We start from the raw sequence: 25,425 nt of genomic DNA, 5'->3' as shown, positions 1-25,425 counted from the left end.
GACGGGAATAAGCCGGCGCCGCGACAGGTCTCTTCAGCATACGCCACGGCTGGCGTTGAGGAGATCGGCATGCCCCGTCAATGCGAAAACAGCGACCATGGCTGCGGCACCGACCGTGACCATGCGCTGGCGCGCGTGATCGTCATCAGTCTCTCTTCCATGGCGCTTGACACCGGTGAGGCAGATGATTTCAGTTTCAGCAAGGCAGGCGGCTCTGCCTGCTTCCGGGGGCTTTGCCCCAGCGAGCAAGTCAAGGTCGCCGTCGCATCTTGAAGCGGCACGGCCCGGAGTCTCGGATCATGGTGCTGCTTTGAGCGAGAGGGCCCTGGCAGAACGCTTCAACCAGGTGGTGCTGCCGCATCTCGGCGACGCGCTGGCGCTTGCCCGCTGGCTGACCGGCAATGCAGCCGATGCCGAGGATGTCGTGCAGGACGCCTGCATCAAGGCACATGCCGGCATTTCAGGCTATGCCGGCGGCAACGCCCGCGCGTGGCTGCTGACCATCGTGCGCAACACTTCCTACACCTGGATGGCGCGTAACCGGCCGCGCGCCATGATGGCCGTCGGCGATCTCGGCGATCTCGACGACATGGCGGCGGCACACGGCAGCAGCCTGCCGGAAGAGGATGGCCCGGAGGCGAGCCTGATCGCCAGGGCCGATACGGCGGCGCTCGAGGCGGCGATCGCCGCCTTGCCGCAGCCATTTCGCGAAACGCTGGTGCTGCGCGATATCAACGGCCTCAGCTATCGCGAGATAGCGGCCATGCTCGACGTGCCGATGGGCACGGTGATGTCCAGGCTGGCGCGTGCGCGCGGCCTGCTGGCATCTGAATTGGGGAGAGCGCCATGACCAACCATGACGACGGACTGCCCAATGATCCCGAAGGTATCAGACTGATGATCCATGCCCTTGTTGATGGCGAGCTTGATGCGGCAGCCGCACTTGCCGTGGAGCGTCGCATCGCCGCCGACCCCCGGCTTGCCGCCGAGCATGCCCGCATTGTCGCCTTGCAAGGCGCTGTCAGCCGCTTGCCGCGCCCCGATGTCAGCGACGCCTTTCGAGCCCGCATCGCGGCGATCGGCATGGCCGGCACCGAACAACAGGCGCCGGCCCAGGCGACGGAGCCCCAGCGGGGCGCGCCGTCGGCATTGCCGAGATTGATAGCGGGCTCCGCCGGCGGCCAGAGGCGGGAAGCCGGGACACGTCCTTCCCCGGCACGGCCATCGCCAAGAGCGCGCCGCTTCGGCTCGTTCGACTGGCGCACCATGGCCGCGTCGATCATGATCAGCGCCGTGCTCGCCAGCGGCGCGACGCAATGGGTGATGCAAAGCGGCGTCGACGACGGCTTTGCCGCGGCGGTCGCCAGCGGCCACCGCCGCAGCCTGCTTGCGGCGAGCCCGATCGACATCGTTTCGTCCGACCGCCATACGGTGAAGCCGTGGCTCGACGCCCGCATTGGCGTCTCGCCACCGGCGCCGGACCTTGCCCAGGACGGCTACGCGCTGATCGGCGGCCGGGTCGAGGTGATATCGGGCCGGCCGGTGCCGGCACTGGTCTACCGCCACCGCGAGCACCTGATCACGCTGGTCGCCGAACCGCAGCAGGGCGGCAAGACCACCCAGCCGGACGACCTTTCATCCGGCGGCTTCTCGATGGTGCAATGGAGCGACGGTGCCTTCTCCTATTGGGCGATCTCCGACATGGAACGGCCCGAGCTTGACGACTTCGTCGCCCGCTTCCGCAAGGCGGCGGTGTGACCTGGATTGTGGCCGTCGGCATCTGGCCGATGGCCTGAAATCCTTGCGGCCCCGCGCGAATTCCGCTAAGGCGCGCCTTTGTCGCCGGGGAGCAACAGCTTGAACGACCAACGCGCCGACGTCGCCATCATCATGGGCAGCCAGTCCGACTGGGCGACGATGCGCCAGGCTGCCGAAACGCTGGAGGCGCTGGGCGTTCCGCACAAACGGCTGATCATATCAGCGCATCGCACGCCCGACCGGCTCTATGAATTCGCCAAGGGCGCCAAGGCCGCCGGCTACAAGGTGATCATCGCCGGCGCCGGAGGTGCGGCGCACCTGCCCGGCATGACGGCGGCGATGACGCCGCTGCCGGTGTTCGGCGTGCCGGTGGAATCGAAGGCGCTGTCGGGCCAGGATTCGCTGCTCTCGATCGTGCAGATGCCGGCCGGTATTCCAGTGGGGACGCTGGCCATCGGCAAGGCCGGTGCGGCCAATGCGGCCCTCCTGGCCGCCGCCGTGCTGGCACTGAACGACGACAAGCTCGCCCAGCGGCTCGACGCCTGGCGCGCCTCGCAGACCGCCAAGGTCGCCGCCGAACCGACGGATACGCCGTGAGCCTGCCCGCCGGATCGACCATCGGCATCATCGGCGGCGGCCAGCTTGGCCGCATGCTGGCAATGGCCGCCGCCCGCCTCGGCTACCGCACCATCGTGCTGGAGCCGCAGCCGGATTGCCCGGCCGCCCAGGTCGCCAACCGGCAGATAACATCAGCCTATGACGATCCGGCCGCCCTTGCCGAACTGGCGGCCGCGAGTGCCGTCATTACCTACGAATTCGAGAACGTGCCGGTCGCCGCGGCGGAAGCGCTTGCCGCCAAGGTCGCGGTCCATCCGCCGGCGCGCGCGCTTGACGTGGCGCAGGATCGGGTGAACGAAAAGACATTCCTCAACGGCATCGGCATCGCCACGGCCGATTTTCGCCCGGTCGACACCGACGACGAGCTGACGGCGGCGCTGAAGACATTCGGCGGCAGCGGCATCCTGAAGACGCGGCGCATGGGCTATGACGGCAAGGGCCAGCGCGTCTTCCGCCACATGGAAACGGGCGGCTTCGCCGGCACCTGCGAGGCGATGGGCAATGTGCCGCTGATCCTCGAAAGCTTCGTGCCGTTCGAGCGCGAAATCTCCGTTATCGCGGCACGGGGGCTGGATGGAACGGTCGTCGCTTATGACCCGGCCGAGAATGTGCATCGCGACGGCATTCTCCACACCTCGACCTTGCCGGCCGCCATCACGCCTAAGACGGCGGCAGCGGCGCGCGCGGCTGCATCGACGATATTATCCGCGCTCGACTATGTCGGCGTCATCGGCGTCGAGTTCTTTGTGCTGGGTGACGGTTCGCTGCTGGCCAACGAGATTGCGCCTCGCGTCCATAATTCCGGCCACTGGACCGAAGCCGCCTGCGTCATCTCGCAGTTCGAGCAGCACATCCGTGCCATTGCCGGACTGCCACTGGGCAGCCCGGGCCGCCATTCCGATTGTGTGATGGAAAACCTGATCGGCGACGACGTGCTGCGCGTGCCGGCCCTGCTCGCCGAGCCCGATCTGATGCTGCATCTCTACGGCAAGGCCGAGGCGCGGCCCGGCCGCAAGATGGGCCACTTCACCCGCATCAGCCGGCGCGCCTAGAGCAATTCCAGGAAAGGTGTGACACGGTTTCCGTTCGGAATTGCGTGCAAACAACGAGATAGAGCGGTTCGGCCTTTTCGTTGAAACGGTGAACCGCTTCAACGCCGACCCAGGTTACTGCACCTCGTCGCCCTCAACCTCGTCGGAACCGGCGCAGCTCGCATTGCCTTCCCCGCAATTGGCCGAGGCGGCGAGCTGCTTGATGCGGTCGTTGGTCAGCCTGGTCAGGCATTGCGAAACCTCCATCGCGTGGATGGAACCGCCCGCGCTGGCGGTGGTGGTATGCGCGCACTCGGCGTCGCGAAAGGCGATCCAGGCGCGCTGCGCCGCCTGCAGCAATCTCTTGCCGTCTGCGTCATCCGAGCCGATCAGGTTCTGATAGGCCGCGTTGAGCCTGGCATCGGCGGCCTGGTAATCCGCTCCGGCACAGATGTTCATCATCTGCTGGCTGTCGTCGGAGCGGTCGCATTCCTGTGCGCGAGCAACCGACGCTCCCGCCAGCAAGACAAGGCAGGCGGACAGGAATGTTCGGCGCATGACGGTCCCCAAATCACTTGAGATGCAGCGCATCATCCCAGTCCGCCCGGAGCGGTGCAATGCCGCCGGGACGACATGGCGGATATTTGATGATATCAGGATGCGGCGCATGCTTGCGGTTGACACGGACAAGGGTCCTCGTTTATGAGCCACCCACCGTTCAAAAGGCGCGTCTTCTGGCGCGCCTTAAAATTTCGACCCGGCACCGGGTCCACACCGACAGGCAAGACCATGAAGATCAAGAATTCGCTCAAGGCGCTGAAGGCGCGTCACCGCGACAACCAGCTGGTTCGCCGCAAGGGCCGCGTTTACATCATCAACAAGACCGCCCCGCGCTACAAGGCGCGCCAGGGTTGAGTTTTCGGCTGGAGGCTCTTGCCTCCGCCCCTTGATGCTTGTCGGCCCGCCGACCTTCTCACGCTAAAATCACTTTGATGTTCCGCCGCCCGGGGCTAGGATCGGGCGATGCGGATTCTTTTTGCATTTTTGACAGCTCTGCTTGTTTCCGGTGCCATGAGCTTGCCGGCCAGAGCCGCCGACGATCAGCCGGCAGTACCGGCCACCCCAGATGCTCCGGCGCCGCCGATGACCAAGCAGGCCCGGCTGGACAAGCTGTTCTCCGATCTCAAGCGCGAACGCAACGAGAAGGCGGCCGAACGCATCGCCGGCAATATCTGGAACGAATGGTCCCAGTCCGGCAGCGCCTCGATCGACCTGATGATGCTGTGGTCGCAAAAAGCGATGGACAACCAGAAATTCGACGTCGCGCTCGATTTCCTCGACCAGGTGGTGACCTTGCAGCCGACCTATGCCGAGGGCTGGAACCGGCGCGCCACGGTGCATTTCATGATGAAGAACTACGGGAAGTCGATGTCGGATATCGACCGCACGCTGCAGCTCGAGCCGCGCCATTTCGGCGCGCTGTCGGGTCTGGCGCAGATCATGGCACTGACCGGCCACAAGCAGTCGGCGCTCGAGGCCTGGCAGAAGGTACTGGCCATCTACCCGATGATGCGCAGCGCCCAGGATCAGGTCGCCACCCTTTCGGAAGAGCTTGCCGGCGAAGGCATTTGATCCCTGAAGGGAGTAAGGCAATAGAGATAGATTCCACCGCGGAACGCCCGACTCTACTGCCCTACTGCCGGAACTAATCCCGTCCCACCCCGTATCTCCCCGCATGAACCTGATCTACGCCGCGGTCGCCCTTCTCCTCGCACTCGTCCTTGCCCTGGTCGGCGTTACCCGCGTCGGCTCATGGCTGATCGAGCGCCGCAACCAGGCGGTCGGCGAATTTGCCGACATCAACGGCGCCCGCATCCACTATGTCCACATCCCCGCCCCAACCAAGACGGACCTGCCGCCAATCGTCTTCATCCACGGTGCCAGCGCCAATCTCAAAGACCAGATGTTGCCACTGCGGCCGTTGCTCGAAGGCCATGCCGAACTGCTGTTCTTCGATCGGCCCGGGCATGGCTGGTCCGGGCGCGGCGCCGGCAACAATGAAAACCCTTCGGCTCAGGCTGCCACCATCGCCGCTCTGATGGACCGTCTCGGCATCAGGAAGGCAATCATCGTCGGCCATTCCTTCGGCGGCGTGGTCACAGCCGCTTTCGGCCGCGAGCATGCCGACAAGACGCTCGGTCTAGTCTTCTTGGCGCCTGCGACGCATCCCTGGCCGGGCGGCGCGACGTCCTGGTACTACGACCTGACCACCATTCCGGTGATCGGCCGGTTGTTTTCCGAGACGCTGACCTATCCCGCGGGAGCACTGCAGATGGCGGACGCCACGACCTGTGTGTTCGCGCCCAACAAGGTGCCGGATAATTATCTCGGCATGGCCGCGATCCCGCTGGTGTTGCGGCCATCGGCCTTTCGCGCCAATGCCACCGACGTTGCCGGCCTCTACAGCTACGTGCTCAGTGCGGCGCCGCACTATAACGAGATCACGGCGCCGACCGTGGTCATTTCGGGCGACCGCGACAAGATCGTCTACGCGCACATCCATTCCGTCGGCCTGGTACGCGACATAGCGGGCGCCGAACTCGTCTGGGTGCACAACCTCGGCCACAAGCCGGACTGGATCACCCCCGACCTCGTCGTCGGCGCCATCGAGAAGGTCGCCGGCAAGGATATCGATCTGGCGGCGATGGCAAGGACGGCGGAAGCGCGGATTGCCGGCGACGCCTATGGCGCCGGCAAATGTGCCGACCTCAAGGAGCCTCAGGCCGAGCTCGCTCCGACCTGATGTCCGACAGAGAAGCAGCTGCGCTGCACCCCGGGGCTAGATGACCAGCAGCGGTGTCTTGCCGGGGACACGCTCGTAAAGATCCATGACATCCTGGTTGAACATGCGCACGCAGCCCGATGACGCTGACTTGCCGATGGACTTCCAGTCCGGCGATCCATGAATCCGGTAGAGCGTGTCGACGCCGTCCTTGAAGATATACAGCGCGCGTGACCCCAGTGGGTTGCTGATACCGGGCTGCATGCCCTGGCGCCATTTTTCCAGCTTCGGATCCCTGCGGATCATTGCCGATGGCGGCGTCCAGGTCGGCCATTTGCGTTTCCACTGGACGATAGCGCGGCCCTTCCAGGAATAACCCTGGCGCCCCAAGCCGACGCCATAGCGCATGGCCTTGCCGTCCTTGAGCACCCAGTAAAGGTGCTTGTCTGTCGTGTTGACCACGATCGTGCCGGGTTGTTCTCCAGTCGGATCGTCGACGATCTGCCGCAGGAACCGGCCGTCGACCTTGCTGAAGGGAATCGCCGGCAGCGAATGACCGCCATCTTCGACCGCGCTGTACATGCTGGCGTAATCGGGAGACACCCGGGCTTCAGGCGCGGCGACTTCGATCGGTGCCTTTTCAAGTGTCGGCTCAAGCGGCGCCGGATTGAGAGGACTGGCAACGCTGAGGGACTGCTTGGGAAATTGAGCACACGCCGAGATCGTGGAAACACCAATAAGCGACAGCCCGGTCAGAAGTGACCGGCGCGAGACGAGAGATGACATTCACTATACTTTCAAACGATGGGAAATGCAGACGGGCGCGGGGCGACTGTTAGCGCCGCTTCACCGCGTTTTGTAGAGGCGATCACGACAACCCTGTGTCGAGACAAAGGCCGGGATCATTGTCCGTGCCTTTGTTGTATTATGGCCACAGGAGATGAGCACGAAACCCGCGATACGCTTCCGCCTGGAAAGAACGGGTTAGCGACTGCTTTGCACGTCCGAGCCGACATAGGCGATGCGCAGCATGTTGGTCGAGCCGGGCGTCCTCAGCGGCACACCGGCCGTGATGATGACGCGGTCGCCGGGCTTGCCGAACTCTTCTTCCAGCGCAATGCGGCAGGCGCGATTGACCATGTCGTCGAGATCGGTGGCATCGGGTGAGACCACGCAGTGCGTGCCCCACAAAAGCGACAACCGCCGCGCTGTATTGAGGATCGGCGACAGCGCGATGATCGGCACCTGGGGACGCTCGCGGGCGGCACGCAGGCCGGTGGTGCCGGACGCGGTGTAGGTGATGATGGCGGACAGTTTCAGCGTTTCGGCGATTTCACGGGCGGCCAGCGAAATGGCGTCGGCGCCGGTCGCTTCCGGCTCGGAGCGCTGCGCGTTGATGATGCCGGCATAGGTCGGATCGGTTTCGACCTTGGTGGCGATGCGGTTCATCATCGCCACCGCTTCAACCGGATAGGCACCCGCCGCCGATTCCGCCGACAGCATGATGGCGTCGGCGCCCTCGAACACGGCGATCGAAACATCCGACACTTCGGCGCGGGTCGGCACCGGTGCGGTGATCATCGATTCCAGCATCTGCGTGGCGACCACCACCGGCTTGCCGGCGCGGCGCGCGGCGCGCGTGATCTGCTTCTGGATGCCGGGCACGGCTTCGAGCGGCATCTCGACGCCGAGATCGCCGCGGGCGACCATCAGCGCGTCGGACAATTCGATGATCTCGGCCAGCCGGGCAACGGCCTGCGGCTTTTCGATCTTGGCCATGATCAGCGCCCGGCCGCGCGCGATCTTGCGCGCTTCGGCCAGATCCTCGGGGCGCTGCACGAAGGACAGCGCGATCCAGTCGACGCCCGTGGCCAGCACCGCGTCGAGGTCCTTGCGGTCCTTCTCGGTCAGCGCGCCGACCGGTAGGTCGGTGTCGGGCAGGCTGACGCCCTTCTTGTCGGAAATCGTGGTGCCTGCGACGACGGTGCAGACGATCGACTTGCCATCGCTCTTCACCGCCTTCAGCTCGAGCTTGCCATCATCGATCAAAAGACGGTGACCGGCTTCGACCGAACTCAGGATTTCCGGATGCGGCAGGTAGACCCTGGTCGACGTGCCGGGCTCGGGATTGTCGTCGAGCGTGAAGGTTTGGCCCGGTGTCAGCACTTCCTTGCCATTGGCGAACTTGCCGACGCGCAGCTTGGGGCCTTGCAGGTCGGCGAGGATACCGATCGGCCGGCCAACCTGCTCCTCGACGGCCCGGATGCGTCCGACCAGCGTGCGCATCAGTTCGTGATCGGTATGGCTCATATTGATGCGGAATACATCGGCGCCCGCTTCGAACAGCTTCTTCAGCATCTCCTCGGAGGAGGAGGCCGGACCGATTGTGGCTAGGATCTTGACCTTGCGGCTGCGTCTCATTGACTGTTGGTTCCCGGGGCGGCTGGAGCGCCTCCCGTTGCGGGCTCATCGGTCAGCTGGACCATCCAGCTTGCCTGTTCGCCCGTGTCATATTCCTGAAATCCGGCGCGCTGGAAGCCCCGGGCGACGCAGTCGTTCACGCCGGCGATCTTGAACTCTTTTTCAGCCACGCACATGTTGATCGGGCCGTCCCAGCGTCCACCGCGCTCGGCGTCTTCTGCATAAAGATAGTAAAACCTTGATGACAGCGGCCCTTCGATCAACGTCTTGCAGCTCGATCCTTCAATGTGCCACCAGCCTTCGGTGATCCAGCCGGCCTTGGCGCGATACCCGATGCCGACGCCGACCAGGTTCTGCGTGGCGTTGCAGACGCGGAAATCGGCGCGCGCCGGCGAGGCCATGACCATCGCCGACACCCCAACGGTCAGGATCAGGAGCGGCACGGCAAAGACAGAGCGCATGCGCTGCCTGCCGGCGGAACCCATCCCAATACCCCTCAAGAACCACATCAGCATCTCTCTGCGCCCCTTTTCGGAAAAGTCCGGGCGCATGTCAACGCGCCGTTTTGACCAATTCCAATCGATTTAGGAAGGCTCCCGGCGCACTATCCGTCGCCCCTTGCCAGATTTCAGCGGAAACCTTGGCCAAACAACGGCATTGCGCACGCGTCGTCTTCGTGGAATGACGATAGCACCCTCCCCGGAAGCCAGCGAACAGACCATTTCCCGCCAATGACCCGATCCACAGTTTTCGCGCCTTTCGATATCGTCGAGGGCGACCGCAAGCGAGGCATCGTGCTTTTGGCCGATCATGCCCGCCGCGACCTGCCCGAGGACTATGGCAGCCTTGGCCTGCCGGCGGCGGAATTCGACCGCCACATCGCCTATGATATCGGCGTCGAAGCGGTGACGCGCGAACTTGCCGCCTTGCTCGGCGTGCCTGCGCTGATCGCCAACTTTTCACGGCTCTTGATCGATCCCAATCGTGGCGAGGACGATCCGACGCTCATTCGCCAGCTCTATGACGGCACTGTCGTGCCAGGAAACTATCCGCTTGCGCCCGAGGAGCGCGAAAGGCGGCTCGATCGCTTCTACAGGCCCTATCACGACGCCGTCGGCGCCATGATCGCTTCGGTCGCGCAGGCTTCCGGCCAGGCGCCCTTCATCTTCTCGGTGCATTCCTTCACCCCGGTCATGCAGGGCAGGCAGAGGCCATGGCATGTCGGCATCCTCTGGGATCGGGACGACCGGGTGGCGCGACCGCTGATCGACATGCTTGCCGAAGACAAGAACCTCGTCGTCGGTGACAATGAGCCCTATGACGGCGCGCTGCGTGGCGACACCATGTTCAAGCATGCCATCATCAATGGCTATGCCCACGCATTGATCGAGATCCGCCAGGACCTGATTTCAGACCAGAAGGGCGCGATCGCGTGGGCCGGGCGCCTGGCGCCGATCGTTGACGCCATCGACCGCCGTCCCGATATACATGTCGTGAAAATGTTCGGCTCGCGCACCGGGCCGCTGTGACGGAGGTTTCGATGACCAAACTCAGCGACGAGCAGAAGCGCGACTTCGAGGCCGCTGCCTTTCGCCGGCTGGTCCAGCATCTCAGGGAACGCAATGACGTGCAGAACATCGACCTGATGAACCTCGCCGGCTTCTGCCGCAACTGCCTCTCGAACTGGTATCGCGAAGCCGCCAATGCCGAGGGTGTCGATCTCTCCAAGGACCAGTCGCGCGAGATCGTCTACGGCATGCCTTATGCCGAGTGGCAAGCGCTCAACCAGACCGAAGCGTCGGACGCCAAGAAAGCCGAATTCGAGGCCAGGCGGCCGAAGGATCATTAGCGAGCCCGATACGGCGAGCGGCCTTCGGCCACTCACATCCGGCGCCTGTGTAGACCAAACCTCCGCGGCTTCGCCCGTGGATGACGAAGGGAAGAGCGTTTCGGCTCATCTCCAAGGTGTCAGCCCGCCATCAGCGATGCCGGTCCCATTCGCCCTTTGGTCCAAGCATTCCCCGCGGCCGGTGCTTGACTGCGAATTGAATCGATCTAATTTGCCGCGCAAAGCCATTTTCGACCGGATTCGCCTTATGAACGCATCGAACGCCGTGCAGACTGCCATTCGCGGGCGATGGGCCGTGGCCGCCATTTTCCTTGCCAATGGCTTCCTGACCGGCAGTTGGGCGCCGCAGATTCCGGTGTTCCTGACCCGGCTGGACATTTCGAAATTCACGCTCGGCCTGCTGATCCTTTTGTTCGGCGCCGGCGCGGTCACCGCCATGACCTGGTGCGGCCACCTGATCTCGAAGCATGGCTCGCGCACCGTGCTGCGCTGGTTCGGCCTTTGCGGCAGCCTCGGCCTGCTGGTCGTGGCGCTGGCGCCCAACGTGCCGCTGGCGGCCCTCGCCATGTTCATTTTCGGTGGCTCGATCGGCGGCATGGATGTCGCCATGAATGCCAATGCGGTGGTGGTGGAGCGAAAAATGTCCCGCGCCATCATGTCGTCTTCGCACGGCTTCTGGAGTCTCGGCGGTTTCGCCGGCGGCGGTCTCGGCGGCTTCGCCATCCAGCACTATGGCCACCTCGCTCATGCCGCGGTCGTGACCGTGCTTGCCTTTGTGGCGATCGCGATGGCGGTCGGGTATCTCGTTGCCGAGGACAGGCCACAGGCGGCCGAGCATCATAAATTCACGCTGCCGGCAAACCCGCTGGTCTACCTGATCGGCCTGATGGCCCTGCTGACAATGATCTCAGAGGGCGCGGTGCTCGATTGGGCGGCGCTGTATCTCAGACAGGAACTCGGCGCCGACCTTGCCATCGCCGGTCTTGCCTATGCCGCCTTTTCCGGCGTCATGGCGATCATGCGCTTCTTCGGCGATGGCGTGCGCAACCGCTTCGGCGCGGTGACGACGCTGCGCGGCTCGGCTGTCGTCGCCGCCGCCGGCATGCTGATCGCTGGCCTGTCGCCCTCACCCTGGCTCGCCATCGCGGCCTTCGCGCTGTGCGGCTTCGGCATCGCCAATATGGTGCCGATCATCTTTTCGGCCGGCGGCAACCAGGAAGGCATGTCATCGGGCACCGGCATGAGCGTCGTCACCACCATGGGCTATTCCGGCATTCTGGTGGCGCCGTCCGCGATCGGCTTCGTCGCCGAGCATTCCAGCTTCGGGCCGATCTTCATCGCCATGTCGGTGCTGCTGATCGTCGTCTTGTTGATGGCGGGCCTCGCTCACCGCGCCGAATTCGCTCCCGATACGGCACCCGCCGAATAGCGTTTGAGTTCCTCGTGGAGAAAGTCGGCCACGCGGCGGATGCGCACGCTGCCGCGCACATCGCGATGCATGGCCAGCCACACCGGCAAGCTTGGCAGCGGCAGGCCGGGAAGCACCTTCTCCACCAGCGGATCGCGGTCGGCCAGCGGCTCCTGGCCGAGGCCGACACCATTCCCCGCCCGTACCGCCTCCCACAGGACGATCTGGTTGTCGGCCCTGAAGCGAAAACTGCTCCGGGTGACCGGGATACCGGATTGCGTGAAGCCTCGGATCATCTCGTCGCTGCGATCGAAGCCGATCAGGGCATGGATGACGAGATCGGCCGGCCCGAGCGGGCGGCCGCGCCGGTCGAGATAGGAAATGGCCGCGCAGGCGCAGAGCGGGATATCGCAGACCTTGCGCGCCACCAGTTCGTTCTGCGCCGGCTTGACCATGCGGATGGCGATATCGGCATCCCGGCGCAGCAGGTTCTCGACCTGGTTCGAGGCAACGATCTCGACCTCGATGCCGGGCTCCTCCATGCCGAGCCGCGCCATCATGTCGGGCAGCACATAGGCCGCCACCACCTCGCTGGCGGCAATGCGCACCGTGCCTTCGATGGCCTCGACCGAACCCAGTGCCAGCCGTGAAAACGCACTCGCCTGCTCGCTGACGGCCTTGCCGCGTTCGAACAGCGTGGCGCCAGCTTCGGTCAGCGCGTAGCCGCTCCGCCCACGCCGGAACAGCGTGACACCGAGCGCCTGCTCCAACTCCCCGATGTGACGGCCCAGCGTCGGCTGGCTGGCCGACAGTTTTCGCGCGGCGGCCGACAGGCTGCCGGTTTCCGCGACCGTGACGAAGCTCTTGATCAGGTTCCAATCGATATCTGCCATTCAATAATGAATATCAAAACTGCATACATGGTCAATTTTAATTCATTCGTGAAGCAATCATATTCGCCCTGCAAACACCAATACGGACTGCAACACCAACCAAGGAGAATTCAAATGACCAAGATCGCACTCACCGCCACCGCCCTCCTCATCGCCGCCGGCGCGGCTTTTGCCGGCAGCGACAAGTTCGGCTCTAACGCCACCAACCAGCCCGCCGCCACCGGCGTCGACAGCACGATCACCACGTCGATCGCGAAGTCCGGGGCCGCTGATCAGCAACCGGTCGTCCAGGGCGCCGACCGCAACCTCTTCGGCAACCGCTGAAGGGCGGTTCTCGAACGATCCTGAAAGCGGCGGGCTCGCCCCGTCGCTTCAAAGCAAACCCTGTCGCTTCAGAGCAAACAAGGAGACGAACAATGACCAAGATCGCAATTCTCGGCGCCAATGGCCGGCTCGGCCGTGTGGTTGCCAAAGCCTTCATCGACGCCGGCTTCGACGTCCGCACCGTCACCCGCACCGGCAAGGTACCGGCCGAGATCGAAGGCGCCACGGCGGTTGCCGGCGATGCGCTGGACCGCCAATCGCTGATCCGTGCCACCGAAGGCGTCGATATCATCTTCAACGGCCTCAACCCGATCTATACCGACTGGGGCAAATGCCTGCCGATGGCCGAGAACGTCATGGCCGCCTGCCATGCCAACAACGCGCTGCATCTGTTCCCCGGCACCGTCTACAATTACGGCTCGCCGATGCCGGCGGTGATCACGGAGGACACGCCATTCCACCCGACGACCGAGAAGGGCCGCATCCGCTGCGCCATGGAGGATCTGTTCCGCCGCGAGGCCGATGCCGGCCGGGTGCGCACCGTTGTGCTGCGCGCCGGCGATTTCTTCGGCGGCACCGGCAGCGGCTCCTGGTTCGATCTGGTCGTCGCCGCCAAGATCAACAAGGGCGCCTACACCGCGCCCGGTCCGGCCGACCTCGTGCATGAATGGGCCTACCTGCCGGATTTCGCCGTTGGCTTCGTCGCGCTGGCTAGCAATCTCGACAAGCTCGGCTCCTACGAGGCGCTGAACTTTCCCGGCCACGCCGTCACCGATATCGAGATCAAGGCCGCTGCCGAGAAGGCGCTCGGCCGGTCGCTCAAGATGACCTCGATGCCCTGGTGGGTGCTGCGCGCCGGCAGCCCGTTCGTGGCGATGTGGCGCGAGATCGTCTCGATGTCCTACCTGCGCTTCGAGCCGCACCAACTGGCCTCGACGCGGCTGGAAGGCATCATCGGCGAAATCCCGCATACGCCGCTCGATCAGGCGGTCGCCCAAGCCCTCGAGGACATCGGCATCGCCACCGTGGCGGGCACGTCGAAAGCGGCCTGAGCCAGTCGGCGGCCATGCCGTCCTTCTCTCACGCTGAAAGGCATCTCGACGAACCGAAAAGGCGGCTCAGAGCCGCCCCATCAGCAGCAACACCAGAACCACCACCAGCACCACGCCGATAATGCCCGACGGTCCATAACCCCAGGAGCGCGAGTGCGGCCAGGCCGGCACCGCGCCGATGAGGACAAGGATCAGGACGACGACGACAACGGTGCTGATCGGCATGAGGAATTCCCCGCATTTGACGCTCTGCTGCGAGACGATGCCTTGCATCGCTCTTGGGGGGACAATGCAAAAGGCCGCCCGGTTGTTCCGGGCGGCCTTTGCCGGTCAGGTCGGAAAGCCTGCCTATTCGGCGGCTTTCGGGAAGGCAATCGCGGGTTCCGCCCCGGCATCCGCCGTCGGCGCGTCCGACGAGATCTCGCCCTTGCCGCGCCGGAACAGCCGGCTGATCAAGCCGCGCCGTGCGCCGGGTTTGACCTTGGCGCGGGTGAACACCATCAGCATCGACGGCGTCACCACCAGCGTCAGCACCGTGGCGAAGGACAGGCCGAAGACAATCGCCGACGACAGCGAAATCCACCATTGCGTCGACGGCGCGTTGATCGTCGTCTCGTGATGGAAGATTTCCAGGCCAAGGCCGAAGGCGATCGGCAGCACGCCGAGGATGGCCGACACCGCCGTAAGCACCACCGGTCGCGCGCGCTCGCGGCAGGTCTGCAGCACGGCGTCCATCTTGTCCCAGCCTTCTTCACGCAGCCGGTCATAGGTGTCGATCAGCACGATGTTGTTGTTCACCACCACGCCGGCGAGCGCGATGACGCCGATGCCCGACATGACGATACCGAACGTCTCGCCTGTTATCAGCAGCCCGAGGAATACGCCGATCGTCGCCATGACCACGCAGGACAACACCAGCCAGACGCTGGTGAACTTGTTGAACTGCGCCAGCAGCACCAGGAAGATCAGGAAGATCGCGGCACCGAAGGCCTTGCTGAGGAAGGCGCTGGCTTCCGCGCTGTCCTCGTTCGAGCCGGCCAGCTTCCAGCGGATGCCGCTGCCGAGGTTCATGTCGGTGACGGCCTGGGTTACCTCCTGCTGCACGGCGGCGACCTGGGCGCCGGCGGCGACGTTGGCCTGCACCACCACGGTGCGGGCGCCGTCGATGCGGTTGAGGATACCGACGCTGGGCTTTGCCTTGCGGACGACGAAGTTCGAGATCGGCACCGAACCTTGCGCGGTCTGCACCCTGAGCTCGTCGAGCGTCGACAGCGTGCGCCGGTCCTCCGGCAAGCGCAGCCGGATGTCGACCGCCTTGTCGGCGCCGGCAGGCCGGTATTCCGACAACTTCAAGCCGTTGGTGACGAGCTGCACCACCGTTCCAACCGAGGTCGGACTGATGCCGTATTGGGCAGCCTTGGCACGGTCGACCTCGAGAGCCCAGTCGACGCCGGGGGGCGGCAGGCCATCGGAGATGTCGATGACGCCGGGCACCTTGGCGATCCGCGCCGCCACCGCACGCGCCTTGTCGTCAAGGCCGGCCGGGTCGATGGCCGAAAGCCTGATCTGGATTGGCTTGCCGGTCGGCGGGCCGGCTTCCGGCACGCGGACCTCGACGTCGACACCGGGAATGCCGGCCATCACGCCGCGCAGATCGTTCAGGATCTGGTTCGCCGATTTGCGTTCGCGCCAGTCGATGAATTCGTACTGGATGACGCCGACCACATCTTCCGGGACGTCCTGGCCGCCGCCCTGCGTCTTGCCGACGCGGGTGTAGACCGATTTGATGCCGGGCCAGCCAACCAGCCTGTTTTCGGCGATCTTGGTCGCCGTATCCATTTCGGCCAGCGAAAGATTGCCGCGGGCATGCACGTAGAGCAGGCCGTAATCCGGTTCGACACTCGGGAAGAACTCGACGCCGGCGCCATACTTCGAATACCCGACGAAGATGCCGGCCAGCAGAACGACGGTGAGCACCATCACGGTGATGGGAAAGCGCACCGCTTGCTTCACGACAGCCATGTACCAGCCATCGCGATTGTCGTCCGCGTGATGGTCCGGCGCCTTGGCGAAGATCGCTCCTAGCGTCGGAGCGAAGACCAGCGCGTAGAGCATCGACGCCGACAGCGTGACGATCAGCGTGATCGGCATGTACTTCATGAAATCGCCGATGATGCCCGGCCAGAACAGCAACGGCGAGAAGGCGGCGATGCGCGTCATCGTCGCCGCGATGACCGGACCGGCCATGCGCTTGGCGGCCAGCGCGAAGGCTTCCTGCTTCGGCATGCCTTCGCTCATCCGCCGTTCGGCGAACTCCGTGACGATAATGGCATCGTCGACCAGCATGCCGACGGCCAGGATGAGGCTGAACAGCACGATCATGTTGATCGTGTAGCCCATCATCGCGAGCAGCAGGATGCCGATTAGGAAGGACGACGGGATGGCGAGGCCAATGAGCAGCGAGGCACGGCCGGACAGCGCGTAGAGGATGACGATGAACACCAGGATGACGGCGATCATCACGTGGTTCTGCAGGTCTCCCAGCAGCTGATTGACGAAGACCGACTTGTCCTGCGTGTAGGTGACGTGCATCCCCTCGGGCATCGTCTTGACGAAGGCGTCGGACACCGCCCTCACCTTGGTGAGCGTGTCGATCAGATTGGCGCCGATGCGCTTCTTCACCTCGATGGCGATCGCCGGCTTGCCGTTGAGCCGCGTGATCGTGTCGGCATCGGCGAAGGTCGAACGGATCGTCGCGATATCCTTGGCCTGCACCACCGCATTGGGACCGGCGACCACCGGCAGCGCCGCCACATCCTCGGGCGTCTCGATCAGCGAGGGCACCTTGACGGCGTATTTGCCCTGCGACCCTTCGATGTTGCCGGCGGCGACCAGGCTGTTGGAGGCGCCCACAGCCCCGATCAGTTGCTCGAGTTGCAAGCCGTAGGACGACAGCTTCATCGGATCGATGACGACTTCGACGAGATCGTCGCGTGAGCCCTGCAGCGAGCCTTCCAGAACGCCGGGCACCTCTTCGATGCGGTCGCGCAACTCGCGTGCGGCGGCGGCCAGCACACGTTCGGGCAATTCACCCGACAGCGTGACGACGAGCACCGGAAATTCGGAAATGTTGACTTCGGTGACGACAGGCTCCTCGGCCGCCTGCGGCAGATCGGCCTTGCCGTCCTGCACCTTGGAGCGTGTGTCCTGCAGCGCCGTCGCCAAATTGGTCTGCGGCTGGAACTCGACCAGCACATAGCCGCCGCCCTGGAAGGCGGCCGAGCGCATTTCCTTGAGGCCCTTCAGGCTTTTCAGCTTGCTTTCCATCGGCCGCAACAGGAGGCGCTCGGAATCCTCCGGCGAAATACCTTGATAGATCAGGCTGACATACATCATCGGAATCGGAACATCCGGTTCCGCTTCCTTCGGCGTCGACTGATAGGCGACCCAGCCCGCGATCAGCAGGAAGACCAGGACCGAGATGGTCAGGCGGGCATTGTTGATTGCGAGTCTGACGATATCCATGACTTGTGCCTGCGGTTGCTTTCGGAAGTGGCCAACGGACGTCTGTCGCCGGAAGGTCCGGCGGCGTCGCCGCTTCGCTACTGCGTGCCGGCGGTGGCCTCGCCGATCAGCTTGTTGATGGTCGCCTGGTCGGCCTCGACCGGATTGACCTCATCGCCTTCCTTCACCAGTTCCTGGCCGGCAACGATGATGCGCGCGTCGGCCGGGATTCCGCCAAGCACCAGACCGGTCGGCGTGTCGTCGACCAGGTCGATCGGGAAGAACGCCACCTTGTTGTCCTTGCCGACGGCGCGGATGCCCAGATCGCCCTTGTCGCCCAGCGTCACCACCGAGCGCGGCAGCAGAACCGCGTCTGTGGGCAACGCGCTGAGCTGGATTTCCGCCGTCATGCCGGCCGGCACGGAGCCGTCGGCATTGGGGATGGCGATCTCGACACGGAAGGTGCGGGTCGCCGACGAGGCGTCGCGGCTGATGTAGCGCACGGTGCCTTCGACGGTCTGGCCGCTGACCAGCCGCACTTTGGCCTTGTCGCCGATCTTGAGATAGCCGAGGTCGCGCTCGCTGATCTCGCCGCGCGCGATCACCGGATCGAGCTTGAGGATGGTCGCAACCTCGGCGCCCTGCATGACGGAGCTGCCGAGTTCCACCGGCACCCGGTCGATAACGCCGTCGAACGGCGCCTTGACTTCGTTGCGGTCAAGTTCAGCCTGCGCGGTGTCCAACAGGGACTGCGCCTGGGTCAGGTTGGAGCGGGCGGTGTCGAGCTGCAGCTTGGGCAGATTGCCGGTCTTGGCGAGCCGCTCCGCGGCATCGAGCTCGGCCTTGCGCTGCGCCAGCAACTGCTTGGCGTTATCGACATTGGAGATCTTCTCTTCCGCCGCGAGCATCAGCACCAGATCACCCGTCTTGACGTGCTGGCCCTGGCTGACCGGCAGCTTGTCGATGACGCCGCCGACACGGGTTGCCAGCACCGCGCGCTTGTCGGCCTCGGTCAGGCCTGAAATGCGGATGGCCCGCGCATAGGTCTTGCGCGGCGGCGTCACCACCGCGACGGTGCGCAACGGCGCTTTCGGTTCGGCTTCCGCAGTCTTCGGCTTGCTCGCGTCCGGTGCCTTGCCCTGCTCGGCTTCGGCTGCCTTGGCCTTGTTCGCCGCTACGCTGCCGACCGACGAGAATTCGCCTGTCGCCATCCACGCCGCGAAACCGATGAGCACAACAATGGCTGCAAGCTTGTGAAACCTGATTTTAGGCATCGTCGTTTTTTCCGTTGCGGGTTCGGCCAGCGCCGAGCCTCCATGACGCGGGCGCGTCGCCGATATGGGTGCGCGCCTGACCGTGTTCAAATTGCCGTGATCGGCGTGCGCGCTTCTACATCAAAGTTGCACCGCAATATAGTCCGAAAGTTGCAGCAGCGTTGCGTGACGGGACAAGATGTGGCCGCCGCGAAACTGTTGTTGATCCGCTAAAATACAAGTTCAGCGGGCTTGCGGACGGCTCACGATCTCTCCCTCATGACCAAACCCGAACGATCGGTCTGCCATTGCCGACAGGCAGCGCGACGTCCCCTCAATAACGCGACCGCCACGCGCAGATTCCTGGAACTGGACGCGAAATTTAGACCGACAAGCCCGATCGTTTTCAGTTAGCGAACGACACTCTCCGCCTCGGAGAGCTTGTGCAACGCATTGGAACTGCTGGCGAAATGGCTGAAACCCAATCAGGCCGGGATCGCCCGGGGTCGGTTTCGTTGCCACGGAAGCTGGCGTCGGCAACCTCGATGTGCCCTGTTCGGGAACATCCGGGATCGGCGGAACCTACCGGCTCGCGACCGGACAGCGGACGTGGCGCGACCGGGGAAATCCGAACTGTCTTCCCTGTCATTCGCCGGAGCGGCGCCCATCGTTCGGCTCGTGGGTTCGGCGACACCGCGCTGCACCGTCGGCACGTGGGTGGCAACAGGCGTCAGCATGATGAAGCATCTCTCACACGCGAAGGTTGTCGCCTTGCCGGACCGGGCAAAGGACGCGGGGGCGACCAAGGCGTCAGCGCGGCCTCCGGAAATCGGAGTGGCGCTCAGGCGCAGGCCCGGCGAGTCAAGCACGGCGGCGCTCGGCTTCCGGGTTCTTGCGCACGGCGAGGAATTCCTTGACCCGACGGCCGGGTGCTGGACCGCGCACCGGCTTGAAGCCGTCGTCGAGTTCACCCGAGAGGTCGAGTGTGGCATGGCTGCCGACGGCGTCGTAGTTCTCCTCCAGCCAGTCGCTGGCAGCGGTGCGGCCGAGATCGCGCAGATAGGTCAGGAACGCCCATTCGGCATTGACCTTCGATGACGCCGACAAGTCCTTGAACGCCTCGTCGGCATCGATGCGGTGCATGCGGATATCGCGGTATTCGCCATGCGGCAGGCGGCCGGCGGCGATCAGTTCCTTGACGAAGGCGATCGAGCGGAATTCGCGCAACAGCCCCGCGTTGAAGGTGATCTCGTCGATGCGGTTCTGGATCTCGTTGGCACTCCTCGGTGTTCCCTCGCGCACCACGGGGTTGATCTGCACCAGGAGCACATCCTCGGTCGCCGCTGTCTTGAAGAACGGATAGAGCGCCGGATTTCCGCCATAGCCGCCATCCCAATAAGGCACGCCCTTGATCTCGACCGCACGGAACAATTGCGGCAGGCAGGCCGAGGCCATCACAGTGTCGAGGTCGATCTCGCCATCCGAAAAGACGCGCAACTGCCCGGTCTCGACATTGGTGGCGGAGATGAACAGTTCCATCGACTTGCAGGCTCGGACATTCTTGAAGTCGATCTCCTGCGCGACCACGTCGCGCAGCGGATTGAGGCCAAGCGGGTTGGCGAGATAGGGCGAGAACACCCGCGACATCGTATCGAAGAAGACATAGCCCGGCGTGTTCTCGATCGACCAGTTACCCCAGGCGACGTCCCACGGCATGCGCTGGACCGGGCTGAACCGGCCCTTCGCCGCGACGGCGTGCCAGAAATCATCGAGCTTCCTGCGCGCGCCCTCGACCCCGCCGCGCACATATCCGTCGGCCAGCGCCACCGCGTTCATGGCGCCGGCGCTGGTACCGGAAACGGCCGATATTTCCAGCCTGCCGTCCTCCAGCAGGCGGTCGAGCACCCCCCAGGAAAAGGCGCCGTGCGAGCCGCCTCCCTGAAGGGCTATATTGATCTTCTTCTTGTCCTCCGCCTTGGCGTTCTTCGTCATGGCGTTCCTGTCATCCTGATGCGTCAACCTGCCCCACCGTCAATGGAAAGAGCAGCGCTATCGCTTTATGTTGCAGTGCAACATATAAGGATGGACCGTGGCAAGACACGAACACGGTCGCGTGATCACATGAAATTTCGCTTGTGCCAAAAGCCCCTCCGCTTCGACGCGGCGAGGCCGTGCCTCTGATGGACTATGCGACGAGGTCCGGCACCGGGCCGACATAGCGCGATTGCGGACGGATCAGCCGCCCGGTTGTCTGCTGCTCGCGCGCATGCGCGATCCAGCCGGCAACACGGCCCGCGGCGAAGACATTGCTGAAAGCCCGCGGCGGGAAACCCGCCGCTTCCAGCACCAGCGCTGTATAGAACTCGACATTGGTCTGCAGCGAGCGCTGCGGTTTGGCGATCCGCAGCACCTCGAGCGCGGTCTGCTCGACTGTCTCGGCGAAAGCCAGCCGGCGGCCGGTTTCGCCTTCGCCGCCAAGCTGCCGCACCACGGCCTTGAGCACATCGGCACGCGGATCGCGCACGCGGTAGATGCGGTGGCCGAAACCCATGATGCGCTTGCCATGCGCGATCTCGTCGCGCAGCCAACCGGCCGCGTCGCCATGCGCCTCGATCGCATCCAGCATCTCGATCACCGGTCCGGGCGCGCCGCCATGCAGCGGTCCCTTGAGCGCGCCGAGCCCGGCCAGCACCGACGAGGTCAGGCCGGCCAGTGTCGAGGCGACGACACGGGTGGCGAAGGTGGAGGCATTCAGGCCGTGGTCGCAGACGGTCACCAGATAGGTGTCGACCGCTTTTGCCAATGCCGGCGATGCCGCGACGCCATTGAGCATCCTCAGCATGTCGGCGGCATGATCGGCCTTGCCGTCCGGGGCGACCGGCTGCTCGCCGCGCTGCAGGCGCAACAAGGCCGGCGTCAGCACGGCGGGCGCCGCGATCAGCCGCAAGGGGTCCGCCAGCGTCTCGCCATCCGGCAGCAGAGCCATGCCGGCGCGCATGGCGCTGTAGATTTCGAGCGGCGCCAGCAAGGGCAGCGAGGGCAGGAGCTGCTCGAACACCTCGACGCGGGCCTCGCCCAGTCTCGCCATCAGTTCGGCATCGCCAGGCAGATCGTCGAAGAAACCATCCAGCAGCAGGCGCACCACTTGCGGGTAGCTCCATCGTCCGGCCAGCTCCGGCAGCGAATAGCCACGGATCGTCAGCCGGCCACCCAGCCCATCCACATCGGACAGCACGGTTTCGGCCGCCACCACATCATCGAGCCCATTCGCCATGGCCTTGTCTCCTTGAAGCTTTTCCACATGGGAGATAAGGGTAGGCCAGATCGTCATCAATCTTGATCAATAGAATCAATATCAGGGCTCGCCATGTCCGAATGGTTGTCGCGGGAAGAGGCACTGGAAAGGCTGCGGGTGAGGCCGCAGACGCTCTACGCCTATGTCAGCCGCGGTCGCATTGGCATGCGCCCGGACCGCGCTGACCCACGCCGCAGCGAATATCGCGCCGACGACATCGCCGCGCTGGCAACGCGAAGGGCACGCGGGCGCAGCCCCTCCGCCATCGCCGAAAGCGCCATCGCCTGGGGCGAGCCGTCGATCGCAACGGCGATCTCGACCGTCTGGCACGGCCATCTCATCTATCGGGGCCGGGACGCCGTTGCGCTGTCCGACCATGCGACGCTGGAAGAAACCGCCGCTGTGCTTTGGGCCCTGCCTGAACCGGTCCGCTTCGAGGCGCCGCCGCCAGATGCGCCGCGCCAGTTCGGCCGAGGCCCGGCCTTCGCGCAACTTGCCTTGCTTGCCGGCCAGGCGCGGCCTTCGCTTGGACGCAGCGCCGCCTCGCTATGCGCCGACGCGGCGCGCGCGATCGGCGTGCTGGCCGGCGCCCTCGGGGCCGAGGCGGGGCCGGAGCCGGTGCATCGGCGACTGGCGCGGGGCTGGTCGGTCGGCAAAGACGGGGCGGAAGCGATCCGGCGCGCCCTCGTGCTGCTCGCCGATCACGAACTCAATGCATCGACCTTCGCCGCTCGCGTCGCCGCCTCCACGGGAGCCTCACCCGCCGCTTGCCTGCTGGCGGGACTGACGACGCTGTCGGGCCCGCGGCACGGCGGCGCCGGCGAGGCGGTGATGCACCTCGCCGAAGATGCGGCACGGCACGGCGCCGATGCAACGATCCGGCGCTGGCTCGGCCATGACCGGCCATTGCCGGGTTTCGGCCATCAGCTCTACCCCGAAGGCGATCCCCGGGCCGCGGCGCTTCTGGCCGCCATCGGCAACACAGACGAGACATTGCGGTCGCTGGAAGCCGCCGCCATTGCCGCCACCGGCGCTCCGGCGAATATCGATTTTGCCCTCGCCGTGCTGACGCGCGGCCTGGGCTTGCCGCGCGATGCGCCGTTCCACCTGTTCGCGCTCGGACGCAGCGTCGGCTGGGCCGCGCATATGGTCGAACAGATCGTGAGCGGCAGCATCATCCGCCCGCGCGGCCGCTATGAGGGATTGCTGCCCGGACAGCTGTGAGGCCGTCAGGCTGGGTTGGCACTGGTTCCGAACCGCGCCCGGTAAGTGGCGGGCGTCGTTGCGAATTGCTGGCGGAAATGATGCCGCAACGTCGCCGCCGCGCCAAATCCGGCGGTCTCGGCAATCCGCTCGATCGGCATGGCGGTTTCTTCCAGCAATGTGCGCGCCCGCGATAGCCGTTCCGAAAGCAGCCAGCGCGCCGGCGTGACACCGGTAGCGGCCGCGAACCGGCGCAAGAATGTCCGCTCGCTCATTCCGGCCAGATTGGCGAGGGTGGCTATGGGATAGTCGGCGGAAATATCCGCGCGCATCCTGTCGATCAACGGTCCGAGCCGGCTGCGTTCATGAGGCTCGGGAACCGAGCTCTCGACATATTGCGCCTGGCCGCCGTCGCGATGCGGCGGCACGACCAGGCGTCGCGCCACCATGTTGGCGGCCTTGGTGCCGAAGTCGCGCCGGACCAGATGCAGGCACAGGTCGATGCCCGCCGCGCTGCCGGCCGATGTCAGCACATTCCCCTCATCGATGTACAAAACGTCCGGAACCACGGTGATGTCGGGATACATCTCCCTCAGTTTCTCGCTGTAGCGCCAATGCGTGGTCGCCTTCTTGCCCGACAGCAGGCCGGCCGCGGCGAGCACGAAGACGCCCGAGCAGATGGACAGGATGCGTGCGCCCCGCTCATTGGCCGCCCGAAGCGCCTCGACCAGCGAGGGCGGCACCGGACACTCCACACCGCGCCACCCCGGCACGATCACCGTGCCGGCCTCGCCGATCAGATCGGGCCCGCCATCGGCGACGACACGCACGCCGCCCATCGCGCGCATTTCGCCGGCATCGATGCCGGCGACGGCAAACCGATACCAATCCGCGCCCATCTCCGGCCTGGGCAAGGCGAACATCTCGGCCGCCACGCCGAACTCGAACGTGCACAGCCCGTCATAGGCGACGGCAACGACCAGTGGATTGGCGAGAGGCGGATTTGGCATGATCTTGACGATATATGGCAAAGCTGCCAGCTGCAATCGTCTGGCCCGGTGCGCTACCTCGGTTCCATCAGAGATGGAGACCGGCTCCATCTGAGATGGAGACCCTTGATGAGCTACGTGACAGACATTCCGGCGGCATCGCCGGAGATTGCCCGCGACCATTTCCTGCGCCGGCTTTCGGTCGAAACCGACTGTTCCGACGTCGCCGCGACACTGCGCGCCGGCGAGCCGGACTTTGTCCTTCTGCATGTGGTCGGTTCGCCGCAAGCCTATGAGCGCCGCCATGTGCCGGGCGCGCTCCACCTGCCGCACCGCGAGATCTCGGCCGACCGAATGGCGAAATGGCCGGCAGGCACGCTGTTCGTCGTCTATTGCGCCGGGCCGCATTGCAATGGCGCGGATCGGGCGGCCTTCAAATTGGCCAGCCTCGGCCTGCCGGTGAAGGTCATGATCGGTGGCATGACAGGCTGGCAGGATGAAGAGCTTCCTTTCGCCTCCGGCAAGGCGCCTGGCACTCCGAGGGCATGACCGCAACGCCGAGCCCAGCGCGCAAAGCGGTCGTCCGTCCGTTCGAGCGGCGGGATGTCGGCGCGGTGCTCGCCCTTATGCGGGCGCTCGCCGTCTTCGAGGGCTATGACGACGAATTCCGGGTCACCGAGGCCGACATCGTCGACCATGGGCTGGGGCCATCGCCCCGCTTCGGCGTGTTCGTGGCGGAGGTCGACGGCGTAATCGTCGGCATCGCCGTCCATTATCTCATCCCCTGGACCTACGATCTGAAGCCAGTCGTGGTGCTCAAGGAACTCTACGTGGCTGAGGCGGCGCGCGGCAAGTCGGTCGGCCGCGCCCTTGTCGAGCGGCTCCGAGACCATGCCACCAGCATCGGTGCATCCGCCATCAAGTGGACGGTGCTGCACTCCAACATGCCGGCCAAGGCTTTTTATCGCTCGCTTGACGGGCGGGCCGACGACACCTGGGAATTGTGGAAGCTGACCATCGACGGATAAGGCACGGCCGGGTTGGG

The 25,425-nt window shown here is 64.9% G+C and carries 27 protein-coding genes; 16 read left to right on the top strand and 11 right to left on the bottom strand.

The genetic code is table 11. The features are described from left to right. Positions 1–69: 69 nt before the first annotated feature. From EB230_RS07370 to EB230_RS07350, 5 genes are all read left to right on the top strand, one after another. The gene (locus EB230_RS07370; RefSeq protein WP_155772503.1) at positions 70–273 is read left to right on the top strand and encodes a hypothetical protein; all 204 of its coding nucleotides are present in this window, start codon (positions 70–72) and stop codon (positions 271–273) included. A gap of 37 nt (positions 274–310) precedes the next feature. Further along, entirely contained in the window at positions 311–850 is a 540-nt protein-coding gene (locus EB230_RS07365) for a sigma-70 family RNA polymerase sigma factor (RefSeq protein WP_056575593.1), read from the top strand. Then, positions 847–1,758, top strand: a complete 912-nt coding sequence (locus EB230_RS07360) for an anti-sigma factor (protein ID WP_056575590.1) — start codon at positions 847–849, stop codon at positions 1,756–1,758. The genes EB230_RS07365 and EB230_RS07360 overlap by 4 nt, the downstream gene beginning before the upstream one ends. Before the next feature lie 99 nt (positions 1,759–1,857). Further along, positions 1,858–2,355 carry a 5-(carboxyamino)imidazole ribonucleotide mutase gene (purE, locus tag EB230_RS07355; RefSeq protein WP_027141852.1) on the top strand — a complete coding sequence of 166 codons (498 nt, stop codon included), beginning with the start codon at positions 1,858–1,860 and terminating at the stop codon, positions 2,353–2,355. After that, the gene (locus tag EB230_RS07350) at positions 2,352–3,428 is read left to right on the top strand and encodes a 5-(carboxyamino)imidazole ribonucleotide synthase (RefSeq protein ID WP_056575586.1); all 1,077 of its coding nucleotides are present in this window, start codon (positions 2,352–2,354) and stop codon (positions 3,426–3,428) included. Before purE ends, EB230_RS07350 begins: the two co-directional genes overlap by 4 nt. Before the next feature lie 114 nt (positions 3,429–3,542). On the opposite strand, the gene EB230_RS07345 is transcribed toward EB230_RS07350, so the two are convergent. Continuing rightward, on the bottom strand, positions 3,543–3,965 hold the full coding sequence (locus EB230_RS07345) for a lysozyme inhibitor LprI family protein (protein ID WP_056576487.1): 423 nt from the start codon (positions 3,963–3,965) through the stop codon (positions 3,543–3,545). A 231-nt stretch (positions 3,966–4,196) separates the two neighbouring features. On the opposite strand from EB230_RS07345, the gene ykgO reads away from it, so the two are divergent. From ykgO to EB230_RS07330, 3 genes are all read left to right on the top strand, one after another. Further along, positions 4,197–4,322, top strand: coding sequence for a type B 50S ribosomal protein L36 (ykgO, locus tag EB230_RS07340; RefSeq protein ID WP_006327841.1), 126 nt, complete (start codon positions 4,197–4,199; stop codon positions 4,320–4,322). A 108-nt stretch (positions 4,323–4,430) separates the two neighbouring features. Next, the gene (locus EB230_RS07335; RefSeq protein WP_056575584.1) at positions 4,431–5,039 is read left to right on the top strand and encodes a hypothetical protein; all 609 of its coding nucleotides are present in this window, start codon (positions 4,431–4,433) and stop codon (positions 5,037–5,039) included. 103 nt (positions 5,040–5,142) lie between these two features. Beyond that, positions 5,143–6,210: an alpha/beta hydrolase gene (locus EB230_RS07330; protein ID WP_056575581.1), complete on the top strand. Its 1,068-nt coding sequence runs from the start codon at positions 5,143–5,145 to the stop codon at positions 6,208–6,210. Between the two features lie 36 nt (positions 6,211–6,246). Here EB230_RS07330 and EB230_RS07325 read toward each other — a convergent pair whose 3' ends face one another. The 3 genes from EB230_RS07325 to EB230_RS07315 all read right to left on the bottom strand — a co-directional run bounded on the left by EB230_RS07325 (position 6,247) and on the right by EB230_RS07315 (position 9,017). Continuing rightward, the gene (locus tag EB230_RS07325) at positions 6,247–6,975 is read right to left on the bottom strand and encodes a L,D-transpeptidase (protein WP_056575578.1); all 729 of its coding nucleotides are present in this window, start codon (positions 6,973–6,975) and stop codon (positions 6,247–6,249) included. Positions 6,976–7,173: 198 nt separating this feature from the next. Beyond that, on the bottom strand, positions 7,174–8,610 hold the full coding sequence (gene pyk, locus EB230_RS07320; protein ID WP_056575575.1) for a pyruvate kinase: 1,437 nt from the start codon (positions 8,608–8,610) through the stop codon (positions 7,174–7,176). Next, positions 8,607–9,017: a DUF1036 domain-containing protein gene (locus EB230_RS07315; protein WP_244494134.1), complete on the bottom strand. Its 411-nt coding sequence runs from the start codon at positions 9,015–9,017 to the stop codon at positions 8,607–8,609. Before EB230_RS07315 ends, pyk begins: the two co-directional genes overlap by 4 nt. A 324-nt stretch (positions 9,018–9,341) precedes the next feature. Between EB230_RS07315 and EB230_RS07310 the strand changes: the two genes are divergently transcribed. The 3 genes from EB230_RS07310 (at position 9,342) to EB230_RS07300 (ending at position 11,888) form a co-directional block, all read left to right on the top strand. After that, positions 9,342–10,139, top strand: coding sequence for an N-formylglutamate amidohydrolase (locus EB230_RS07310; RefSeq protein ID WP_056575569.1), 798 nt, complete (start codon positions 9,342–9,344; stop codon positions 10,137–10,139). Positions 10,140–10,150: 11 nt separating this feature from the next. After that, entirely contained in the window at positions 10,151–10,459 is a 309-nt protein-coding gene (locus EB230_RS07305) for a DUF1244 domain-containing protein (RefSeq protein WP_056576484.1), read from the top strand. A 247-nt stretch (positions 10,460–10,706) separates the two neighbouring features. Next, positions 10,707–11,888, top strand: a complete 1,182-nt coding sequence (locus tag EB230_RS07300) for an MFS transporter (protein ID WP_056576481.1) — start codon at positions 10,707–10,709, stop codon at positions 11,886–11,888. Here EB230_RS07300 and EB230_RS07295 read toward each other — a convergent pair. Next, on the bottom strand, positions 11,846–12,760 hold the full coding sequence (locus tag EB230_RS07295) for a LysR family transcriptional regulator (RefSeq protein WP_056575566.1): 915 nt from the start codon (positions 12,758–12,760) through the stop codon (positions 11,846–11,848). The genes EB230_RS07300 and EB230_RS07295 overlap by 43 nt on opposite strands. A 114-nt stretch (positions 12,761–12,874) precedes the next feature. On the opposite strand from EB230_RS07295, the gene EB230_RS07290 reads away from it, so the two are divergent. Together EB230_RS07290 and EB230_RS07285 are read left to right on the top strand one after the other, a co-directional pair. Continuing rightward, positions 12,875–13,084, top strand: a complete 210-nt coding sequence (locus EB230_RS07290; RefSeq protein ID WP_056575563.1) for a DUF680 domain-containing protein — start codon at positions 12,875–12,877, stop codon at positions 13,082–13,084. Between the two features lie 92 nt (positions 13,085–13,176). After that, entirely contained in the window at positions 13,177–14,136 is a 960-nt protein-coding gene (locus EB230_RS07285; RefSeq protein WP_056575561.1) for an SDR family oxidoreductase, read from the top strand. A gap of 66 nt (positions 14,137–14,202) precedes the next feature. Here EB230_RS07285 and EB230_RS07280 read toward each other — a convergent pair whose 3' ends face one another. The 5 genes from EB230_RS07280 to EB230_RS07260 all read right to left on the bottom strand — a co-directional run bounded on the left by EB230_RS07280 (position 14,203) and on the right by EB230_RS07260 (position 22,167). Continuing rightward, positions 14,203–14,361: a DUF3309 family protein gene (locus EB230_RS07280; RefSeq protein WP_065005546.1), complete on the bottom strand. Its 159-nt coding sequence runs from the start codon at positions 14,359–14,361 to the stop codon at positions 14,203–14,205. 123 nt (positions 14,362–14,484) lie between these two features. Beyond that, a complete protein-coding gene (locus tag EB230_RS07275; protein ID WP_056575556.1) occupies positions 14,485–17,661 on the bottom strand; it encodes an efflux RND transporter permease subunit in 3,177 nt (1,058 codons plus the stop codon). 77 nt (positions 17,662–17,738) lie between these two features. Continuing rightward, positions 17,739–18,914, bottom strand: a complete 1,176-nt coding sequence (locus EB230_RS07270) for an efflux RND transporter periplasmic adaptor subunit (RefSeq protein WP_172371943.1) — start codon at positions 18,912–18,914, stop codon at positions 17,739–17,741. 840 nt (positions 18,915–19,754) lie between these two features. Beyond that, entirely contained in the window at positions 19,755–20,885 is a 1,131-nt protein-coding gene (locus EB230_RS07265; protein ID WP_056575553.1) for a patatin-like phospholipase family protein, read from the bottom strand. Positions 20,886–21,078: 193 nt separating this feature from the next. Beyond that, entirely contained in the window at positions 21,079–22,167 is a 1,089-nt protein-coding gene (locus EB230_RS07260; protein WP_056576475.1) for a citrate synthase/methylcitrate synthase, read from the bottom strand. 93 nt (positions 22,168–22,260) lie between these two features. Between EB230_RS07260 and EB230_RS07255 the strand changes: the two genes are divergently transcribed. Next, positions 22,261–23,412: a citrate synthase gene (locus tag EB230_RS07255; protein WP_056575550.1), complete on the top strand. Its 1,152-nt coding sequence runs from the start codon at positions 22,261–22,263 to the stop codon at positions 23,410–23,412. A 5-nt stretch (positions 23,413–23,417) separates the two neighbouring features. Here the strand turns inward: EB230_RS07255 and ftrA are convergent, their stop codons facing one another. After that, on the bottom strand, positions 23,418–24,401 hold the full coding sequence (gene ftrA / locus EB230_RS07250) for a transcriptional regulator FtrA (protein WP_056576473.1): 984 nt from the start codon (positions 24,399–24,401) through the stop codon (positions 23,418–23,420). 108 nt (positions 24,402–24,509) lie between these two features. Here ftrA and EB230_RS07245 point away from each other — a divergent pair, with 108 nt between their 5' ends. Beyond that, the gene (locus EB230_RS07245) at positions 24,510–24,929 is read left to right on the top strand and encodes a rhodanese-like domain-containing protein (protein WP_056575546.1); all 420 of its coding nucleotides are present in this window, start codon (positions 24,510–24,512) and stop codon (positions 24,927–24,929) included. Then, positions 24,926–25,408: a GNAT family N-acetyltransferase gene (locus EB230_RS07240; RefSeq protein WP_056575543.1), complete on the top strand. Its 483-nt coding sequence runs from the start codon at positions 24,926–24,928 to the stop codon at positions 25,406–25,408. The genes EB230_RS07245 and EB230_RS07240 overlap by 4 nt, the downstream gene beginning before the upstream one ends. Positions 25,409–25,425: the final 17 nt, after the last annotated feature.

Source organism: Mesorhizobium sp. NZP2234, from assembly GCF_013170765.1.
Lineage (GTDB): Bacteria > Pseudomonadota > Alphaproteobacteria > Rhizobiales > Rhizobiaceae > Mesorhizobium > Mesorhizobium loti_D.
Note: the sequence above shows the minus strand (reverse complement) of the source record. Positions and strands in the feature narration are given on the sequence as shown.

Bases quoted from the DNA above. Each gene is read 5' to 3' on its own strand.
- EB230_RS07370 (WP_155772503.1), top strand. From the start codon at position 70: ATGCCCCGTCAATGCGAAAACAGCGACCATGGCTGCGGCACCGACCGT.
- EB230_RS07360 (WP_056575590.1), top strand. From the start codon at position 847: ATGACCAACCATGACGACGGACTGCCCAATGATCCCGAAGGTATCAGA.
- EB230_RS07345 (WP_056576487.1), bottom strand. From the start codon at position 3,965: ATGCGCCGAACATTCCTGTCCGCCTGCCTTGTCTTGCTGGCGGGAGCG.
- ykgO (WP_006327841.1), top strand. From the start codon at position 4,197: ATGAAGATCAAGAATTCGCTCAAGGCGCTGAAGGCGCGTCACCGCGAC.
- EB230_RS07335 (WP_056575584.1), top strand. From the start codon at position 4,431: ATGCGGATTCTTTTTGCATTTTTGACAGCTCTGCTTGTTTCCGGTGCC.
- EB230_RS07330 (WP_056575581.1), top strand. From the start codon at position 5,143: ATGAACCTGATCTACGCCGCGGTCGCCCTTCTCCTCGCACTCGTCCTT.
- EB230_RS07325 (WP_056575578.1), bottom strand. From the start codon at position 6,975: ATGTCATCTCTCGTCTCGCGCCGGTCACTTCTGACCGGGCTGTCGCTT.
- pyk (WP_056575575.1), bottom strand. From the start codon at position 8,610: ATGAGACGCAGCCGCAAGGTCAAGATCCTAGCCACAATCGGTCCGGCC.
- EB230_RS07315 (WP_244494134.1), bottom strand. From the start codon at position 9,017: ATGGTCATGGCCTCGCCGGCGCGCGCCGATTTCCGCGTCTGCAACGCC.
- EB230_RS07310 (WP_056575569.1), top strand. From the start codon at position 9,342: ATGACCCGATCCACAGTTTTCGCGCCTTTCGATATCGTCGAGGGCGAC.
- EB230_RS07305 (WP_056576484.1), top strand. From the start codon at position 10,151: ATGACCAAACTCAGCGACGAGCAGAAGCGCGACTTCGAGGCCGCTGCC.
- EB230_RS07300 (WP_056576481.1), top strand. From the start codon at position 10,707: ATGAACGCATCGAACGCCGTGCAGACTGCCATTCGCGGGCGATGGGCC.
- EB230_RS07295 (WP_056575566.1), bottom strand. From the start codon at position 12,760: ATGGCAGATATCGATTGGAACCTGATCAAGAGCTTCGTCACGGTCGCG.
- EB230_RS07290 (WP_056575563.1), top strand. From the start codon at position 12,875: ATGACCAAGATCGCACTCACCGCCACCGCCCTCCTCATCGCCGCCGGC.
- EB230_RS07285 (WP_056575561.1), top strand. From the start codon at position 13,177: ATGACCAAGATCGCAATTCTCGGCGCCAATGGCCGGCTCGGCCGTGTG.
- EB230_RS07280 (WP_065005546.1), bottom strand. From the start codon at position 14,361: ATGCCGATCAGCACCGTTGTCGTCGTCGTCCTGATCCTTGTCCTCATC.
- EB230_RS07275 (WP_056575556.1), bottom strand. From the start codon at position 17,661: ATGGATATCGTCAGACTCGCAATCAACAATGCCCGCCTGACCATCTCG.
- EB230_RS07270 (WP_172371943.1), bottom strand. From the start codon at position 18,914: ATGCCTAAAATCAGGTTTCACAAGCTTGCAGCCATTGTTGTGCTCATC.
- EB230_RS07265 (WP_056575553.1), bottom strand. From the start codon at position 20,885: ATGACGAAGAACGCCAAGGCGGAGGACAAGAAGAAGATCAATATAGCC.
- EB230_RS07260 (WP_056576475.1), bottom strand. From the start codon at position 22,167: ATGGCGAATGGGCTCGATGATGTGGTGGCGGCCGAAACCGTGCTGTCC.
- EB230_RS07255 (WP_056575550.1), top strand. From the start codon at position 22,261: ATGTCCGAATGGTTGTCGCGGGAAGAGGCACTGGAAAGGCTGCGGGTG.
- ftrA (WP_056576473.1), bottom strand. From the start codon at position 24,401: ATGCCAAATCCGCCTCTCGCCAATCCACTGGTCGTTGCCGTCGCCTAT.
- EB230_RS07245 (WP_056575546.1), top strand. From the start codon at position 24,510: ATGAGCTACGTGACAGACATTCCGGCGGCATCGCCGGAGATTGCCCGC.
- EB230_RS07240 (WP_056575543.1), top strand. From the start codon at position 24,926: ATGACCGCAACGCCGAGCCCAGCGCGCAAAGCGGTCGTCCGTCCGTTC.